Below are 14,629 nucleotides of genomic sequence, written 5' to 3'. Positions count from 1 at the left end.
GGACCGGCATTGCAAACGGGTTAAGCACGATCGAGATGCATGGCTGGAAGCCGCCGGTGTTCAGCTCATCGACCATGCCCTTGGCAGAAGGCCGCCCCAGCCGGTTTGCGGCTGGAGCGGCCTTGCCAGAACTGACCTCGAAGCTGATCAGGGCTTCTTCGGAGCGGCCTTCGCGGGGGCCATTTTCGCGGGAGCCATCTTCGCGGGGGCCTTCTTGACCGGGCACTTGTGCTTCTTGGTCACCTTGCAGGCGGTCTTCTTGGCGACCTTCTTCGGAGCAGCCTTGGCCGGAGCGGTGGTCGTGGCGGCAGCAGCCGGAGCGGTGGTCGTGGTGGCGGCAGCCGGGGCAGCGGTCGTGGTGGTGGCTGCGTTGCCGAGAACCGGCATCGAGAAGGCGAGAGCGACGGCGAGACCAAGGGCGGACAGGATGGACTTGTTCATGGCTTCATTTCCTTTTTATGCGGGTCGTTTTTGAGTGTCACTGGACCGGGTCGTTCGGTGTCACTCCAAGCAGCTTCAAAGCATTGGCGAGCATCCGGATGCCCTGCGCCTGTTTCTTGGCGGCGCAGTACCGGTTGCCCTTTCTCTGAAGTGCCTTTGCCGCGGTGACCTGCGTTGCCGTGGCGTGGGTTTCGAGGGCTTCATCAAATTGGTGGCTGAGATTGGCGCACCGTTCGCTCCGGGTGAGCGGCGCCTTTGCATCCGACTGTTCGACAGCGGCAGTGAGCAGGCCAAGGCCCAGCAAAACTCCCAACAAACTGACCGACAATCTTGGCATTGGTTTATCCGTGAACCCCGGAGACTAGCGTCGCAGCCGATGACCTGACCGCCACGGCACCGTTATGCCGGCCTACCTTTTCAGGAGTTTTTCCCGATTGTAGAATTTTGTTTCTGGATTGTGTCTGGCCAGGCCGGGGCCAGGCTGGGCGTCGCTTTCCATGTGGAGAAGGCGGAATTCATTCTCCCTTGAAAAGCAAGGCACTGGCCAACATATGGCCCGAATTCTATCGTGTGGCTCACCAGCCAAGAATGGCTTGGCCGGCAAACCAGACAGGGCAGCTGTGAAATCCGATGCGCATATACTGATCGTCGACGACGACAAGGGCATCCGCGACCTGCTTCAGGAGTTCTTCCAGAAGCGGGGGCTGCACACCTCGGTCGCCGCCGATGGCACCGAGATGGAGGCCATCCTGCGTCGCTCGCAGGTGGACCTCATCGTGCTCGACGTGATGCTGCCCGGCAGGAGCGGGCTGGAACTGTGCCGCGATCTGCGCGCCCAGTATACGACGCCTATCATCATGCTGACCGCCGTCACCGAGACAACGGACCGTGTCGTCGGCCTCGAGATGGGCGCCGACGACTATGTGCCCAAACCTTTCGACCCGCGCGAATTGCTGGCCCGCATCCGCGCCGTGTTGCGGCGCAATGGCGCCGCCGAGCCCAAGCGCGCCACCACCAAGCAGATTTACCACTTCGCCGGCTGGACGATGGATTGTTCGCGGCGCCGGCTGACCGCGCCCGACGACGTCAGGGTCGAACTGACCATGGCCGAGTTCAACCTCTTGCAGACCTTCGTCAAGAGCGCCCAGCGCGTACTGACCCGCGACCAGCTCATCGAACTGTCCGGCGGCGACAGCGACTATTCCTTCGACCGCAGCATCGACATCCTGGTCAGCCGGTTGCGGCGCAAGATGGAAGACGATCCCAAGACACCCAAGCTGATCCTTACCGTGCGCAGCGGCGGCTACCAGTTCCTGCCCGAGACGACCTCCGAATGAGACGCTTCCTGCCGCAGACCTTGCCTGTCTGGGTGCTGCTGATCGTCATCGCCGGCCTGCTGATCAGCCAGGTCGCGACGCTTTACATCGTGTCGCGCGACCGCGCCGCCACCAACGACGTGGTCGACCTCTACCGCCTCAACGACCGCGCCTTCTCGCTTGTGCAGTTGATGAGCGGCGCCACGCCGGAGGAGCGCAAGGCGACCGCCGCCGGCCTGTTCAACTCGACATATGCGCTCACCGTCTCGGACACGCCCGCCGTCACCTCTTCGATCGCCGGCGACGACGAACTGGCCGAGCTCGAGGACATCCTTGTCGGCCGGCTGTCGAAGTTCGGCATCACCGACGCGCGCGTGCGCCGCGATCCGGCGACGCGCGAAGCCGACGATGCCACCGGCGCGGCGCCGGGACCCGATATCGGCCAGGTCGAGCGGGACCTTCTGGTGCTGGCCGCCGATTTCGCCCAGAGCGAGAAGCTGACGGCCTCGCTGCGTTTTGCCGACGGCCAATGGCTGAACTTCACCGAACCGATCACGCCCGTCGGCCCGATCCTGAGCGTCGACAGCCTGCCGCTCTATGCGCTGATCGCCGGGCTGGTGGTGATTATGTCGATCTGGTCGCTGCGCCGGCTGACCGCGCCCTACCGGATGATGGAAACCGCCGTCAACCGGATCGGCAACGACCTCAAGAGCCCGCCGGTCACCGAGAGCGGCAGCCGCGAGGTGCGCGCCGCCGCCAAGGCGATCAATGCCATGCAGGCAAGGCTGCGCGAGTATGTGGAGGACCGTGAGCACCTGGCGGCAGCGCTCGCGCACGACCTGCGCACGCCGATCACCAGGATGCGGCTGCGGCTGGAGCTGCTGCGCAGATCACCGGCGCGCCAGGCGCTCGCCCATGATCTCGCCGACATCGAAAGCATCGCGAGTTCCGTGATAGACTTCGCCAAATTCGAGGTCACGGAGGAAAAGCCCGAGCGTATCGATTTCTGGTCGCTCGTGGAATCGGTCGCCGACAGCTACGAGACCGTCTCCTTCGACAATGACGACGCCCGCCCCCGCGGCCTGATCTGCATGGCGCGGCCGGTGGCCCTCAAGCGCTGCGTCACCAATCTGGTGGAGAACGCCGTTACCTACGGCACGAAGGCGCATCTCGGCCTCAGCCGCTCGGAAGGCACGATCACGCTCGCCATCCGCGACGAGGGGCCGGGCATACCCCAGGCCCAGATCGACGCCGTGTTCGGCTCCTTCGTGCGCCTCGAACAGTCCCGCAACCGGCAGACCGGCGGCCTCGGGCTCGGACTGACCATCGCCCGCAACATCGCGCGCGCGGCGGGCGGCGAAGTGCGCCTGTCCAACCATCCCGACGGCGGCCTGCTGACGGAGTTGCGCCTGCCGCTGGCAGCTTGAGCATTATCAGGCCGCCTCAAACATCAACTTGTCGCGGTGATCTTCCAGGCCAGCAGCGCGACGAGGACCGCCGCCGTGAGCATTGTCGCCCAGCGGTGTCGCCCGAACGCATGCAGGACGAGAACGGCCAGAGCCGCGATCGACGCGGCAAGTGCCCCTTCGACATAGAAGAGCTGTTCATCGCCGACCGGTCCGCCGCTTGCGCCTCCGACACGGAAGAACTCCAGGATCGACCGGATCGCGATCACGATCAGCAACCCGAGCGCCGCTTGCGCCGCGCGCGCCGTCGACAGCCAGTTCAAGATCCGTTTCAAGGCGCCTCCCGATGCGACCCGAAAGCCCCCGTTTGACGTTGCCGGCTACCGCCGCAGCACCGCGCTCAGCACATCACGAATACCGATCGCGCCGACGAAGCGCGACTGGTCGTCGAACAGCGCCACAGGTGCGGTCTGCGAGCGATGCATTGCCAGCATCACGGTCTTCAGCGAGGTGCCGGGATTGGCCCAGAACACCTGCGCCAACTCCTCCGGCTGGCCCTCGACATCGGCGCAGGACACCCACACCGCCGGCTTGCCGTCGCGTTCGGCCGCCGCCACCAGCCCGTGCTCGTCGATCTTGAAGCGCGTCGTCTTGCGCCGGTCGAGCCACACCCAGCCGTCCGTGCCCTGTTCGAGGTCGCGGCGGTCGCGCATCACGTTCCAGGCGGTCAGCACCGACAGCGGGTTCACATTGGCGATGAAGTCTCGGACATAGTCGTTGGCGGGCCGCAGCACGATGTCTTCCGGCGCACCGGTCTGGACGATGCGGCCGCCCTCCATGATGGTGATGTGGCTGCCGATCTTCAGCGCCTCCTCGAGATCGTGGCTGACGAAGATGATGGTCTTCTTCAGCTCCGCCTGCAGTTGCAGAAGCTCGTCCTGCAGCTTTGTGCGGATCAGCGGGTCGAGGGCCGAGAACGGCTCGTCCATCAACAGGATGGGCGCCTCGGTTGCGAAGGCACGCGCCAGGCCGACGCGCTGTTGCATGCCGCCCGAGAGCTCATGGGCGTATTTGTTCGACCATTGGTCGAGGTTAACCAGCTTGAGCTGCCTGTGCACCCGTTCCTTGCGCTCGGCATCCGGCACGCCGGCGAGTTCGAGGCCGAGGCCGACATTCTCCTCCACCGTGCGCCACGGCAGAAGGCCGAACTGCTGGAACACCATCGCCACCTGCTTCTGGCGCAGCCGCCGCAGGGTCGGCTCGTCGCAAGTGACGACATCGACCGTGCGGTCGCCGTCCTTGACCAGCACCTGGCCGCGCGACACGACGTTGAGCCGGTTGACCGCCCGAAGCAGAGTCGACTTGCCGGACCCCGACAGGCCCATCAGCACCGAGATTTCGCCTTCATTAACGGTGAGGCTGGCGCCGGCGCAGCCCAGCACATTGCCGGTCTTCTCGAGTATCTCGGCACGGGTAGCGCCCTTGTCGATCATCGCCAGCGAGCCGGCCTGGTCGGCGCCGAAGACGATATCGACATTCCTGAAATCGACGGCGACGGTCATTTCTTGCCTCCAACGCCAATGCGGGTCATCCGGTCGAGCACGATGGCAAGCACGACGATGGCGAGACCGGCCTCGAGGCCAAGGTCGATGCGGCGCGAACCGAGCGCGCGGTTGATTTCCGTGCCCAGACCGCCGGCGCCGATCAGCGCGGCGAACACCACCATCGACAGCGACAGCATGATCGACTGCGTCAGGCCCGCCATGATGGTGGGCAGCGCCGAGGGCAGCTCGACCTTCCACAACAGCTGGCTCTTGGTGGCGCCGAAGGCCTCGCCGGCCTCGATGATCGACTTCGGCACCGAGACGACGCCCAGATGCGTCAGCCTGACCGCGGTCGGGATGACGAAGATGATGGTGACGATCAGGCCGGGCGCGTTGCCGAGGCCGAACAGCGTCAGCACCGGGATCAGGTAGACGAAGGTCGGCAGCGTCTGCATCAGGTCGAGCACCGGCAGCATGATGCGGTAGACCTTCGGCTTGTGCGCGGCCCAGATGCCGAGCGGCACGCCGATGGCCATCGCCGCCGCGGCGGCCGCGACAACCAGCACCAGCGTCTGCACGGTCTGTTTCCAGAGATTCTGGTTGATGATGAAGATCAGGCCGAGGAAGACGCCGATGGCGAGCGTCCGCGAACGCTGCAGCAGCCAGGCGATCACGGCGACCACCAGGGCGAGCAGCACCGGCGGCACCATCAGCAGGATATTGACCAGCCCGTCGAGGAGGAAATTGAGGCCGTTCGAAAAAGCCCTGAAGACGGTGTCGAAATTGTCGGTGAGAAAGCCGAAGAACGCCTTTCCCCAGGCGCCGATCGGGATCTTGTGATCGACCATGAATTTGGAAATCGGATCCATCTCACCCCTCGTTTGCCAGAGCTCTGCCTTCGGCCCCGTATTGTCGCAACGTCATCTTGTCACAGGATATGGAAAAGGGCAGCCTTTTCCAGCGGCTGCCCTTCTATTTCGGTCACGCCGAAATCAAAGTCGGCTCAGCTCCCTAGCGCGGTCTTGACCGCCGCCGCCGCGTCGCCGCCGTCGAAGGTGGTCACGCCGGCGATCCAGGGCTTGACCGCGTCCGGATTTTTCTTCAGCCAGTCGGTTGCCACCTTATTGGCATCGCTGCCCTTCAGGATGGCGTCCATCATCTGGCCTTCCATATCCAGATTGAACTTCAGGTTGGCGATGAACTTGCCGACGTTCGGGCACTCGGTCATGTAGCCCTTGCGCACATTGGTCGAGACGGTGGCCGCGCCGAAGCCGCTGTCGCCCATGCCGTCGAGATAGGTGATCTTCATGGCGCCCATCACCGGATGCGGCGTCCAGCCGAGGAAGGCGATCCACTCATTGTTCTTCATCGACTGCTCGGCCTGCGTCAGCATGCCGGCCTCCGAGGATTCGACCAGTTCGAACCCGTCGAGATTGTCCTTCGGGTTCTTGATCATGTCGAGGATGATGCGATTGCCGTCATTGCCGGCCTCGATGCCGTAGATCTTGCCGTTGAACTTGTCCTTGAACTTGCCGAGGTCGGTAAGCGACTTGACGCCGGCATCCGCCACATAGGTCGGCACGACGATGCCGTAACCGGCGCCGGCCAGGTTCTGGCTGACGGTCTCGACCGAACCGTCGGCCGTGTAATCCTTGATGTCATTGGTCATCGACGGCATCCAGTTGCCGAGGAAAACGTCGAGGTCCTTGTTCTTCAGCGACGCATAGGTCACCGGAACCGACAGCTGGATCACCTGCGGCTCGTAGCCGAGCGCCGTGAGCAGCACGGAGGCCAGCCCGGTGGTGGCCTGGATGTCGGTCCAGCCGACATCGGAAAGACGCACCGCCTTGCAGCTTGCCGGATCGCCGGCGAAGGCGGCACTCGTAGACAGGAAAGCCGCCAAGCCTAGGCCGGCGACGAAGGAATTCATACGCGACATCTGTATTCTCCCATTTCGATTCTTTGGCGAAGCGAAGTTACGGTCTTGTGTCCGCCTTGTTTCGTCAGCCAAACACCATTCTGGAGTGGTTTCAAGCACTAAGACAATCACGATCAACGGCGCAGGCTGGCCAATCAGCGACACCGCTGACGCTTTCCGTGCCAAACCCAAGCGCAAACCGCCTCGGCAACGGCGGCTTTTTCAGGGGAATGCGGCGGCGGCCCCTCCCCGCGCGGCGGCAAGTCGGCTTAAGGTCAGTTTAGATTCAGGTCAGGCCGTGCCGAAAATGGTGGGCACCGAGAACCGGAGCGGAGCGTACTTTGAGTACGCGAGCACCGGAAGCGCAGGAACCGCCTTTTGCAGGCCGGCCTCACCTGAATATGAACAGACCTTAAAGGGCGGCATGGCCAAGCTTTACTTCCACTACGCGACGATGAACGCCGGCAAGACGACCATGCTGTTGCAGGCATCGTACAATTACCGCGAGCGCGGCATGACGACGATGCTGTTCGTCGCCGGCCATTACCGCAAAGGCGACACCGGCCTGATTTCGTCGCGCATCGGGCTGGAGACCGAAGCCGAGATGTTTCGCGACGGCGACGACCTGTTCGCCCGCGTCACCGAGCGTCACCAGCACACGGCGGTGCATTGCATTTTCGTCGACGAGGCGCAATTCCTGGAGGAAGAACAGGTCTGGCAGCTTGCTCGCATCGCCGACCGGCTGAACATCCCGGTCATGTGCTACGGCCTGCGCACCGATTTCCAGGGCAAGCTGTTTCCCGGCTCGCGCGCGCTGCTGGCGATCGCCGACGATCTGCGCGAAGTGCGCACCATCTGCCGCTGCGGCCGCAAGGCGACGATGGTCGTGCGCCTCGGTCCCGACGGCAAGGTGGCCCGCCAGGGCGAACAGGTGGCGATCGGCAAGGACGTCTATGTCTCGCTCTGTCGCCGCCACTGGGAAGAGGAGATGGGCCGCGCGACAGCCGACGACTTCATCGGCTTTGTCGGCGGCTGAAACGAAGGCCCGCTGAACGTCGGCGGAGCAGCCGGCTGCCACCTCTTGCAGTCGCGCCATTCCATGTTGCCTTTGTTAAGGTCGGCGCCCTATTTTCCCACCCTCAGCCAGAACTCTCCGGGGTCAGCCATGCTTCGAGCCGTCTTGTCCGCCAGCCTTGTTTTGCTTGCTACTTCCGTTGCCGCCCGGGCCGGTGGCGATCCTGTGCTGGGCAAACATGTTTTCAACCGGTGCATGGCCTGCCATGAGGCGGCGACGGACCGCGACAAGGTCGGCCCGCATCTGATGGGCGTCATCGGCCGCACCGCGGGAACCGCCGAAAGCTTCCTCGGCCATTATTCGGATGCCATGAAGAGCGCGGGTGCTGCCGGTCTCGTCTGGGACGAGGCAAATCTTGCCGAATACCTCAGATCGCCCAAGCTGAAAGTGCCGGGCAACAGGATGGCCTTCAGCGGCCTGGGCAATGACGACGACATCGCCAATGTCATTGCGTATCTGAAGGCCGATCCCAAGCCCTGAGCAGACGCCGTCCGGAGTGCGGCGGACCGGCTTGCGCCCGCCTGTGGGGCGGCAAGGATCAGTTGTTGTCGAGTTTTCGGAGCCATCCGCCTCGGCGTCGACTGATTGCTTTGCCGGCATGAAAGTTCAAAATCAGTTGAACCAGGCTTGGCCGGCCAATTGATCGCGCCATGACCACGGCTCCATTGCCTTTCAAGGGTTCGGCCGGATATTTGTTTTCGCGACGCGCACTGTCTTCACGTCTTTCAATCCCCTGGTACCCCACATATATTCGCCGCTGTTCGCAACCAGCGAGCGGAAGCCGAAGCGGGAGGGCCCTATGGCGACATTGCAGAATTTCGATGCCGAAATTGCCAGGACCAGGCAGGTCGTCCAGGACATGCGCACCAAGATCGAGCAGTCCGGCACCGTGCTCGACACGCTCGCAACCGCCGACAAGAAGATCGGCGACGCCAATTTCGACATCGAGAACGCCCGCATCGAGGATGTGCTGAAGCAGCAGAAGGTGATGGAAGGCAACATCGCCGACCTGATCATCGGGCTCGAGGACGCCACCAATGTCTTCGGCGCCGAGTTCGAGAGCATGAAGAACTACACCGGCTGGGAAAACTTCGTCGGCGTCTTTTCGGCGCAGCGCAAGCAGCGCATGCGCACCGACCGTGTGCGCAACATGTCGCTCGCCGGCAACCTGCAGGAACTGCTGGCCAAGTCCGACACCATCGTCGGCATATTGAAGGCGCAGAGGGAAGTTCTCGACCAGCGCTACAAGACCTCCGAGGCCAGCCTGTCGCAGGTTATCGAACGCCGCAAGACCACCATGACCAACCTCGAAACCGTGCAGAAGCGCATCGAGGAGCTCAATCCGATGCTGCTCGACATCGAAAACAGGATCGCCGCCTCGACCAGCCAGAAGGACCGCACGCAGCTCGAGGGCGAGCGCTCCAAGCTTGCCACCGAATACAATGAAAAGCAGGCCAAGGAGCAGGAGCTGCTGGCCGAAAGCCAGACGCTCGAGCGCTACACCTCGATGTTCCAGACCTTTGTCGATTCGCTCAACAACCAGATTGCGGCGCAGTCGACGCTGATCAACAAGCTGACCATCGATACCGAACAGCGCATCGTGCTCTACAAGGCCTTGGAAGATTCCTTGAAGACCGCCGCGCAACAGGACGTCGCCCACAAGATCAACACGCTGGGCAGCCAGGTCGACAACACGGCCGAGGAAACCATGGCCGGCATCGGCGCCGCCTCGCAAAAGCACATCGGCGACCTCTTGGAGATGCACGAGAAGAACATGGTGGCCAGCGCCGACATCCAGCGCCGCAAGAAGCTGGCCGACGACGCCTTCGCCCGCCGCTTCGACGAGGTGCTGAAGAAGCACAATTCGGCCAACTACGTGCAGTCGTAATTGCCGCGCGCACCGGTGCGACAATCGCAGAGCTGAAAGCATGACCCCCGAAAACGACGCGGCGGCACGGTATTTCTCGGCAATCACGGCCGCGCTCGGCGGCCTTCAAGTCTTCATGCGCGACGACCGCTCGCCGCTTTACCGACACGGCATCGTTGCCAAGATCGTTGCCGAATACATCGCCCGGCTCGACAAGTCCTTCTCCTGCTGGCGCAACCGGCTGGGCTTCATGGACACGTTCCGCATTTCGCGCGCCGACAGCGGCTACCCGGTGTTCCAGAACCTGCTCGAACTGGAAAACGACCGCCGCCAGGCAGACAGCCGGCTCGCCAACATTCCCCAGGCCGGCGAACTGCGCGAGGAGATGGCCGACTTCATCCTGCGCCACAAGCAGTTTCCCGAGGCGCTGCAGAAATCGATGGCCGAGCGGCTCTATCTCGAGGACGTCAAGAGCGAGCAGACCTTCGGTCCGTTCACGCTGGCGCAGACTGCCAAGGTGTCGGTCAATCCGAAGACGGCGCGGCCCTATTATCTGGTCCACTGGGCGACCTTCGACGGCAGCGCCAACCTGCCGCTGGTCTACATGGTGACGGTGGAGGATTCCTCCGCAAGCATGGTCAGCCAGCTCGTCGACAAGGACAAGCTCAACGACAAGGTCGATGTTCCCTTGCCTGTCGACGGACTGCTCAATCCGGAGCTGGCCCACCGCTTCGATGATTTCACCGAGAAGAACTCGGCCTATACGCTGTCGCCGGCGACGATTGCCGTCAACCTCGACAAGGATTTCCCCGACCTGCATCCAAAGCAGCTGCGCCGCGTGGTGCTCGGTCCTTTCTACTCGGCCGGCGTCACTGAAAACAATTCCGTCGTCGCCGAGGTGCTTGCCAAAGTGCGCAAGCCCGACAATGCCTGGCTGCTGACCTGGACCATTCAGGAGGTCTACTCGAAAGGGGAGAAGCCAGGCCGCAAGGGCCTATGGTCGAGCGAACCGTCGTCCGAGGAATTCTTCATCAATACCGATGATCTCGAGGCCGCGCGCCAGGGCGTGTCGAGCTACGAAAACCACGCGCTGATCCCGCACGAAGCCTACCAGGCGCTCTACGCAGCCGGGGAAGCGCAAAAGATCTTTGCCGGCTACAAGGTTCACATCCTGTCGAATGGGCAGGTGATATCGGATGTCTGACCGCCACACCACGGAGCACCCTTCATGGACACTGGCCTGACCACCATCCCGGAAGCGGCTATCGAAAAGCACCGTGCCACCGCGCAGAGCTTCATCACCCGTATCGTGGTGCTGGAGGATCCCTCGCGCGAATCCGGCACGGCGCTTGCCGGCACCAACCGGCGCTTCGTCTCCACCGTCTCGGTCGGCTCGGTGCGCCGCACGCGCGAAGTCGAGCTGTCGAAGACGGTTGCCGCGGTCCATCCCGACGACCAGTTGCTCTCCATCCCGCAACACACGCTGCTTTTCCGCGCCCGGCGCGGCGCGGCCATTGCGCTTGCCATATCCGACATATTCGCCGAGGGCTCCGACCTCGAAAGCCTGCAAGCGCGGAATGTGCGCGCGCCGCTCGAAGGCGATGACGCCGCGACTTTCAAGAAGCTCCTGTCGGCCTCGGCCTATATCTCGGCCTTCAGCCTTGCCTCCTATCTGTTCCAACTCATCGACAGCGACGGCGAGGCGCCGAACGACATCCCCGAGCCGGACTTCCTCTTCGACACACCCCAGGATGCGGTGAAATCGATCCTGGCCGGCCTCGACAAGGCGATATCGGGCTCGACGGACGATACCGATCTGATGACCCGTGCGCGCGCCTTCGCCCGCGTCGCCATCGACGGCCTTCTAGCGCGAAAAGGCCGTTTCGACGGCATCGGCCCGTTCGAGAACGCCCATATCCGCATCGACGCCGACGACTTCACCCTCGACGGCTTCGACGTCGCGCCGGGCAAGCGCTCCAAGCCGCTGGTGATGACCTTCAAGACGCCGGAAGAGGTCGTCGGCAACCACATCGCCAAATACCAGTCGGTCAAGCTCGCGAAGATGCTGATGGCCTATGATTTCGAGCGTGAGCTGAACCCATTCGTGGAACTCGGCGGCTTCCTGTTCACCTTCATCGGCGACGGCGCGCCCGGCACCGGCAAGACGACACTGATCCAGATGATCGCCGGTCTCGTCAACGGCTATTGCCAGGTCGCCGGCTATCCCTTCGCCTATGAGAATTTCGGCGTCGACCAGATTTCCTCCTACCAGGGCAAGTCGGGCCAGAACTGCCGCCAGTTCATCAACAATGTCTTGAACCCGCGCGTCATCGGCTTCGGCACCATCGACGACATCGACCAGGTGGCCGCTAGACGCTCCGACGACCGCGCCTCGGCGGGCCAGCAGGAGATCACCGGCGTGCTGATGGATGCCTTCGCCGGTGCCGCCACAGTGGTGCGCGGCAATTGTTCGTTCGGCATGTTTTCCAACTATCCCGAGAATGTCGACGATGCGCTGCGCCAGCGCGCCGGCGCCCGCTGGCTGGTCGACGGGCCGCAGACGCGTGACGACTATATCGACATTTTCGTGCTGCTCGCCGGCAAGAACCACGAGATCCCTCTGGGCAAGCACGAGCTCTACGCCGCGCAGGAAATCCAGCGCGCCGTGACCGAAGCCTATGAGGCGCATGAAAAGCCGCAGGAGGACGGGCTGATGCGGGTCTACGAGCGCTACATGAAGGAAAACGGCGCGCCCAGGACCATGGCCGACATCGGCACCTACCTGCACCTGATCAAGGACGCCGAACCGCGCTTCACCGGCCGCGCCATCAAGAACGTCACCGACGCCATCAAGATGCGCGCCATGGACATCGAGCTTCCCGACGACTGGTTCGAAAAGCCGGAAGCCTTCATGCACAAGGGCTACGACGACAAGAAAGCGATGATCGAGGAACTGCGCGGCCCGTTCTCGATGGACATGGTCATGCAGGAGATCAACCGCTACGCAGACAGCGAGTTCCGCTATTCCGACAAGTCCGACGACGCCGCGGTCGAAAAGCTGCTGCGTGACGCAAGGCTGCGCGAACGCGCCGCGCGTGAGATGGAGGAGATGAAGAAGAAAGGTCTGTGGAATGCGTGAGGGGCGCTCTTCTTCCTTCTCCCCGTTCACGGGGAGAAGGTGCCCGAAGGGCGGATGAGGGGCAGCGCCATGCGTGGTGGAAACGAGCCCAAGGTGGCAAGAGCCCGCGAGCTTCGAAAAGTCGACAACGATGCCGAGGAAAAACTGTGGCATGAACTGCGTGGGCGAAGATTGAACGGCCACAAATTCATTCGCCAACTGCCGATCGGTCCATATTTTGCCGACTTCGCCTGCCGCGAAGCCAACCTCGTTGTGGAAGTCGATGGAAGCCAGCATGCAAATCGATCCTCTGATCGATACAGGGATGAGACGATGAACAGGAATGGTTGGTCGGTATTAAGGGTTTGGCACACTGATGTTTTGACCGGCCGTAGGAGCGTACTGGATACGATCGTTGCGGCACTCGATGGTCGGCTGCACAAGAAGATGATTGGCACCGACGTGACGTTTCTGCCCTCGATCTCGGAGACGAGATGATGAGCGTTTGCGCCGCCCCTCATCCGCCCTTCGGGCACCTTCTCCCCGTGAACGGGGAGAAGGCAAGATGAGCAAGAAACCCGACCTCCTTCGCGACAACGAACTCATCTACGGCCGTTTGCTCACCGTCGACGAGGCGCATCTCATCCAGCGCTACAACAAGGCGCTGGCCGCTTTCGGCCTCGAGCCCACCAAGCTGAAGAGCTTCCAGATCGACCGCACCGGCTTTTCGCCCGAAGTGGCCGAGGAGTGCGGCGACTATGACTATCTCGATCCCAATGAGGTCAACCGCCGTTTCATCATCCTGACGCCCTCGCAGATCGACCTGCCGGTGGTGCACACGGCCTTCTCCAACACCTCGCAGTTGATGTTCGAGTTCATGTCCAGGAACCAGCGCGCCATCGACGCGCTGACCATCAAGGACGTCATCTACGGCGAGATCGAGGATTCCGTTCCCAAGGTCAACGACATCGAGGATCTGCTGTCGATCAACCAGGTCGAGTTCAAGGTGCTTTCGGCGGAGGACGTGCTGGGCAAGGCCGCCGAACTCGGCAAGCTCGTCGACCGGCTGAAGCAGGAGCCCGACGCCTGGCGCGACAATGCCATGCTGACCCGCATGGTCGAGCTCGCCAAGGTCTGCGGCGATATCCGCGAGAACGCGCTGGTGCCGGACCAGGTGATCTTCCGTCACAACGCCTACTGGACCAGCCATTTCGGCGGGCTCTACGTCTTCGTCGATCCCGACATGACGACGGTGATCAGCGATCCGGCCGCCCCCGGCTTCCGCCGCTCGCGGCCCTGGCAGGTGAGCTATCTCTCCATCAAGGACGCCGACAAGGTGTTTAAATTCCTGGCCGCCACCGGCCGCATCGAACTCCCGCGCGCCTCCTGGATCGAGACCTCTGGCTATCTCGAGCACCGTGCCGAAATGGTGGTGCGCGCGCTGATCCGCGACGCCGAGCCGGACCGCAATTTGACCGATGTCGACAAGGTCTGGCTGCAGACCTGGATCCAGAGCCACGCCGACCTGATTACCTCGGATGGAAATTTTCCCTTCCTCAACGCCGCCAAGCGCGAGATCGCCCAGCTCGGCCATCTCAAGATCGAGGATGTCTTCCCGCAGCAGCGCTTTCTGGTGGTCCGCGCCAGGCCCGACCATCCCGACGCCTGGCTGACCAACCGGCTGATCTCGGATTTCGTGCCGTCGGACTTCGTCTCGCGCTACATCTTCAACAAGGACGGCTTCTACAAGGACTATGACGGCTTTAGCGACGCCTGGCGATCGCATGTTGTGGACGTTCTGAAAACCACATATTTGAAGGACAAGGTGGCGTTTCGCACACGCCTCTACGGCCTGACCGACTAGAACGAAATGAACCGCCATTCCGTTCTAACTTGTTGTTTTGGTGCATGATGTTATCCAAAAAGTCCGCAAGTTTTTGGCAT

At 62.6% G+C, this 14,629-nt stretch carries 15 protein-coding genes; 9 read left to right on the top strand and 6 right to left on the bottom strand.

What is annotated here, in order from left to right; all coding sequences use genetic code 11:
• Positions 1-147 precede the first annotated feature (147 nt).
• Together FJ970_RS11000 and FJ970_RS10995 are read right to left on the bottom strand one after the other, a co-directional pair.
• A complete protein-coding gene (locus FJ970_RS11000; RefSeq protein WP_140758499.1) occupies positions 148-441 on the bottom strand; it encodes a hypothetical protein in 294 nt (97 codons plus the stop codon).
• A gap of 37 nt (positions 442-478) precedes the next feature.
• Complete coding sequence (locus tag FJ970_RS10995) at positions 479-778, bottom strand: hypothetical protein (RefSeq protein WP_140758500.1); 300 nt, start codon at positions 776-778, stop codon at positions 479-481.
• Positions 779-1,061: 283 nt separating this feature from the next.
• Here FJ970_RS10995 and FJ970_RS10990 point away from each other — a divergent pair, with 283 nt between their 5' ends.
• Positions 1,062-1,778: a response regulator gene (locus FJ970_RS10990; RefSeq protein WP_140758586.1), complete on the top strand. Its 717-nt coding sequence runs from the start codon at positions 1,062-1,064 to the stop codon at positions 1,776-1,778.
• Positions 1,775-3,184 (top strand): ATP-binding protein, encoded by a 1,410-nt coding sequence (locus FJ970_RS10985; protein ID WP_140758501.1) that lies wholly within the window; start codon positions 1,775-1,777, stop codon positions 3,182-3,184. The genes FJ970_RS10990 and FJ970_RS10985 overlap by 4 nt, the downstream gene beginning before the upstream one ends.
• A gap of 23 nt (positions 3,185-3,207) precedes the next feature.
• Here the strand turns inward: FJ970_RS10985 and FJ970_RS10980 are convergent, their stop codons facing one another.
• The 4 genes from FJ970_RS10980 to FJ970_RS10965 form a co-directional block, all read right to left on the bottom strand.
• Positions 3,208-3,486 (bottom strand): hypothetical protein, encoded by a 279-nt coding sequence (locus FJ970_RS10980; RefSeq protein ID WP_140758502.1) that lies wholly within the window; start codon positions 3,484-3,486, stop codon positions 3,208-3,210.
• Between the two features lie 57 nt (positions 3,487-3,543).
• Complete coding sequence (gene choV / locus FJ970_RS10975) at positions 3,544-4,725, bottom strand: choline ABC transporter ATP-binding protein (RefSeq protein WP_140758503.1); 1,182 nt, start codon at positions 4,723-4,725, stop codon at positions 3,544-3,546.
• Positions 4,722-5,576, bottom strand: coding sequence for a choline ABC transporter permease subunit (gene choW, locus FJ970_RS10970; RefSeq protein WP_140758504.1), 855 nt, complete (start codon positions 5,574-5,576; stop codon positions 4,722-4,724). Before choW ends, choV begins: the two co-directional genes overlap by 4 nt.
• A 134-nt stretch (positions 5,577-5,710) precedes the next feature.
• Positions 5,711-6,646 carry a choline ABC transporter substrate-binding protein gene (locus tag FJ970_RS10965; RefSeq protein WP_140758505.1) on the bottom strand — a complete coding sequence of 312 codons (936 nt, stop codon included), beginning with the start codon at positions 6,644-6,646 and terminating at the stop codon, positions 5,711-5,713.
• Positions 6,647-7,049: 403 nt separating this feature from the next.
• Between FJ970_RS10965 and FJ970_RS10960 the strand changes: the two genes are divergently transcribed.
• The 7 genes from FJ970_RS10960 to FJ970_RS10930 all read left to right on the top strand — a co-directional run bounded on the left by FJ970_RS10960 (position 7,050) and on the right by FJ970_RS10930 (position 14,549).
• Entirely contained in the window at positions 7,050-7,661 is a 612-nt protein-coding gene (locus tag FJ970_RS10960; protein WP_140758506.1) for a thymidine kinase, read from the top strand.
• A 129-nt stretch (positions 7,662-7,790) separates the two neighbouring features.
• The gene (locus FJ970_RS10955; RefSeq protein WP_140758507.1) at positions 7,791-8,180 is read left to right on the top strand and encodes a c-type cytochrome; all 390 of its coding nucleotides are present in this window, start codon (positions 7,791-7,793) and stop codon (positions 8,178-8,180) included.
• Between the two features lie 319 nt (positions 8,181-8,499).
• Positions 8,500-9,588: a hypothetical protein gene (locus FJ970_RS10950; RefSeq protein ID WP_140758508.1), complete on the top strand. Its 1,089-nt coding sequence runs from the start codon at positions 8,500-8,502 to the stop codon at positions 9,586-9,588.
• Between the two features lie 40 nt (positions 9,589-9,628).
• Positions 9,629-10,771, top strand: a complete 1,143-nt coding sequence (locus FJ970_RS10945; protein WP_140758509.1) for a hypothetical protein — start codon at positions 9,629-9,631, stop codon at positions 10,769-10,771.
• A 24-nt stretch (positions 10,772-10,795) separates the two neighbouring features.
• The gene (locus FJ970_RS10940) at positions 10,796-12,706 is read left to right on the top strand and encodes an AAA family ATPase (RefSeq protein ID WP_140758510.1); all 1,911 of its coding nucleotides are present in this window, start codon (positions 10,796-10,798) and stop codon (positions 12,704-12,706) included.
• Between the two features lie 69 nt (positions 12,707-12,775).
• Complete coding sequence (locus tag FJ970_RS10935; RefSeq protein WP_140758511.1) at positions 12,776-13,183, top strand: endonuclease domain-containing protein; 408 nt, start codon at positions 12,776-12,778, stop codon at positions 13,181-13,183.
• 67 nt (positions 13,184-13,250) lie between these two features.
• Positions 13,251-14,549: a DUF6638 family protein gene (locus FJ970_RS10930; RefSeq protein ID WP_140758512.1), complete on the top strand. Its 1,299-nt coding sequence runs from the start codon at positions 13,251-13,253 to the stop codon at positions 14,547-14,549.
• The last annotated feature ends 80 nt before the right edge of the window (positions 14,550-14,629 follow it).

The organism is Mesorhizobium sp. B2-1-8 (assembly GCF_006442545.2).
Taxonomy (GTDB): domain Bacteria; phylum Pseudomonadota; class Alphaproteobacteria; order Rhizobiales; family Rhizobiaceae; genus Mesorhizobium.
The sequence above is the reverse complement of the archived record's forward strand: the minus strand, read 5'-3'. Positions and strand labels throughout refer to the sequence as shown.

Excerpts from the sequence above, each read along its gene's own strand:
- FJ970_RS11000 (WP_140758499.1), bottom strand. The coding sequence starts at position 441 with ATGAACAAGTCCATCCTGTCCGCCCTTGGTCTCGCCGTCGCTCTCGCC.
- FJ970_RS10995 (WP_140758500.1), bottom strand. The coding sequence starts at position 778 with ATGCCAAGATTGTCGGTCAGTTTGTTGGGAGTTTTGCTGGGCCTTGGC.
- FJ970_RS10985 (WP_140758501.1), top strand. The coding sequence starts at position 1,775 with ATGAGACGCTTCCTGCCGCAGACCTTGCCTGTCTGGGTGCTGCTGATC.
- choV (WP_140758503.1), bottom strand. The coding sequence starts at position 4,725 with ATGACCGTCGCCGTCGATTTCAGGAATGTCGATATCGTCTTCGGCGCC.
- choW (WP_140758504.1), bottom strand. The coding sequence starts at position 5,576 with ATGGATCCGATTTCCAAATTCATGGTCGATCACAAGATCCCGATCGGC.
- FJ970_RS10965 (WP_140758505.1), bottom strand. The coding sequence starts at position 6,646 with ATGTCGCGTATGAATTCCTTCGTCGCCGGCCTAGGCTTGGCGGCTTTC.
- FJ970_RS10960 (WP_140758506.1), top strand. The coding sequence starts at position 7,050 with ATGGCCAAGCTTTACTTCCACTACGCGACGATGAACGCCGGCAAGACG.
- FJ970_RS10955 (WP_140758507.1), top strand. The coding sequence starts at position 7,791 with ATGCTTCGAGCCGTCTTGTCCGCCAGCCTTGTTTTGCTTGCTACTTCC.
- FJ970_RS10950 (WP_140758508.1), top strand. The coding sequence starts at position 8,500 with ATGGCGACATTGCAGAATTTCGATGCCGAAATTGCCAGGACCAGGCAG.
- FJ970_RS10945 (WP_140758509.1), top strand. The coding sequence starts at position 9,629 with ATGACCCCCGAAAACGACGCGGCGGCACGGTATTTCTCGGCAATCACG.
- FJ970_RS10940 (WP_140758510.1), top strand. The coding sequence starts at position 10,796 with ATGGACACTGGCCTGACCACCATCCCGGAAGCGGCTATCGAAAAGCAC.
- FJ970_RS10935 (WP_140758511.1), top strand. The coding sequence starts at position 12,776 with ATGCGTGGTGGAAACGAGCCCAAGGTGGCAAGAGCCCGCGAGCTTCGA.
- FJ970_RS10930 (WP_140758512.1), top strand. The coding sequence starts at position 13,251 with ATGAGCAAGAAACCCGACCTCCTTCGCGACAACGAACTCATCTACGGC.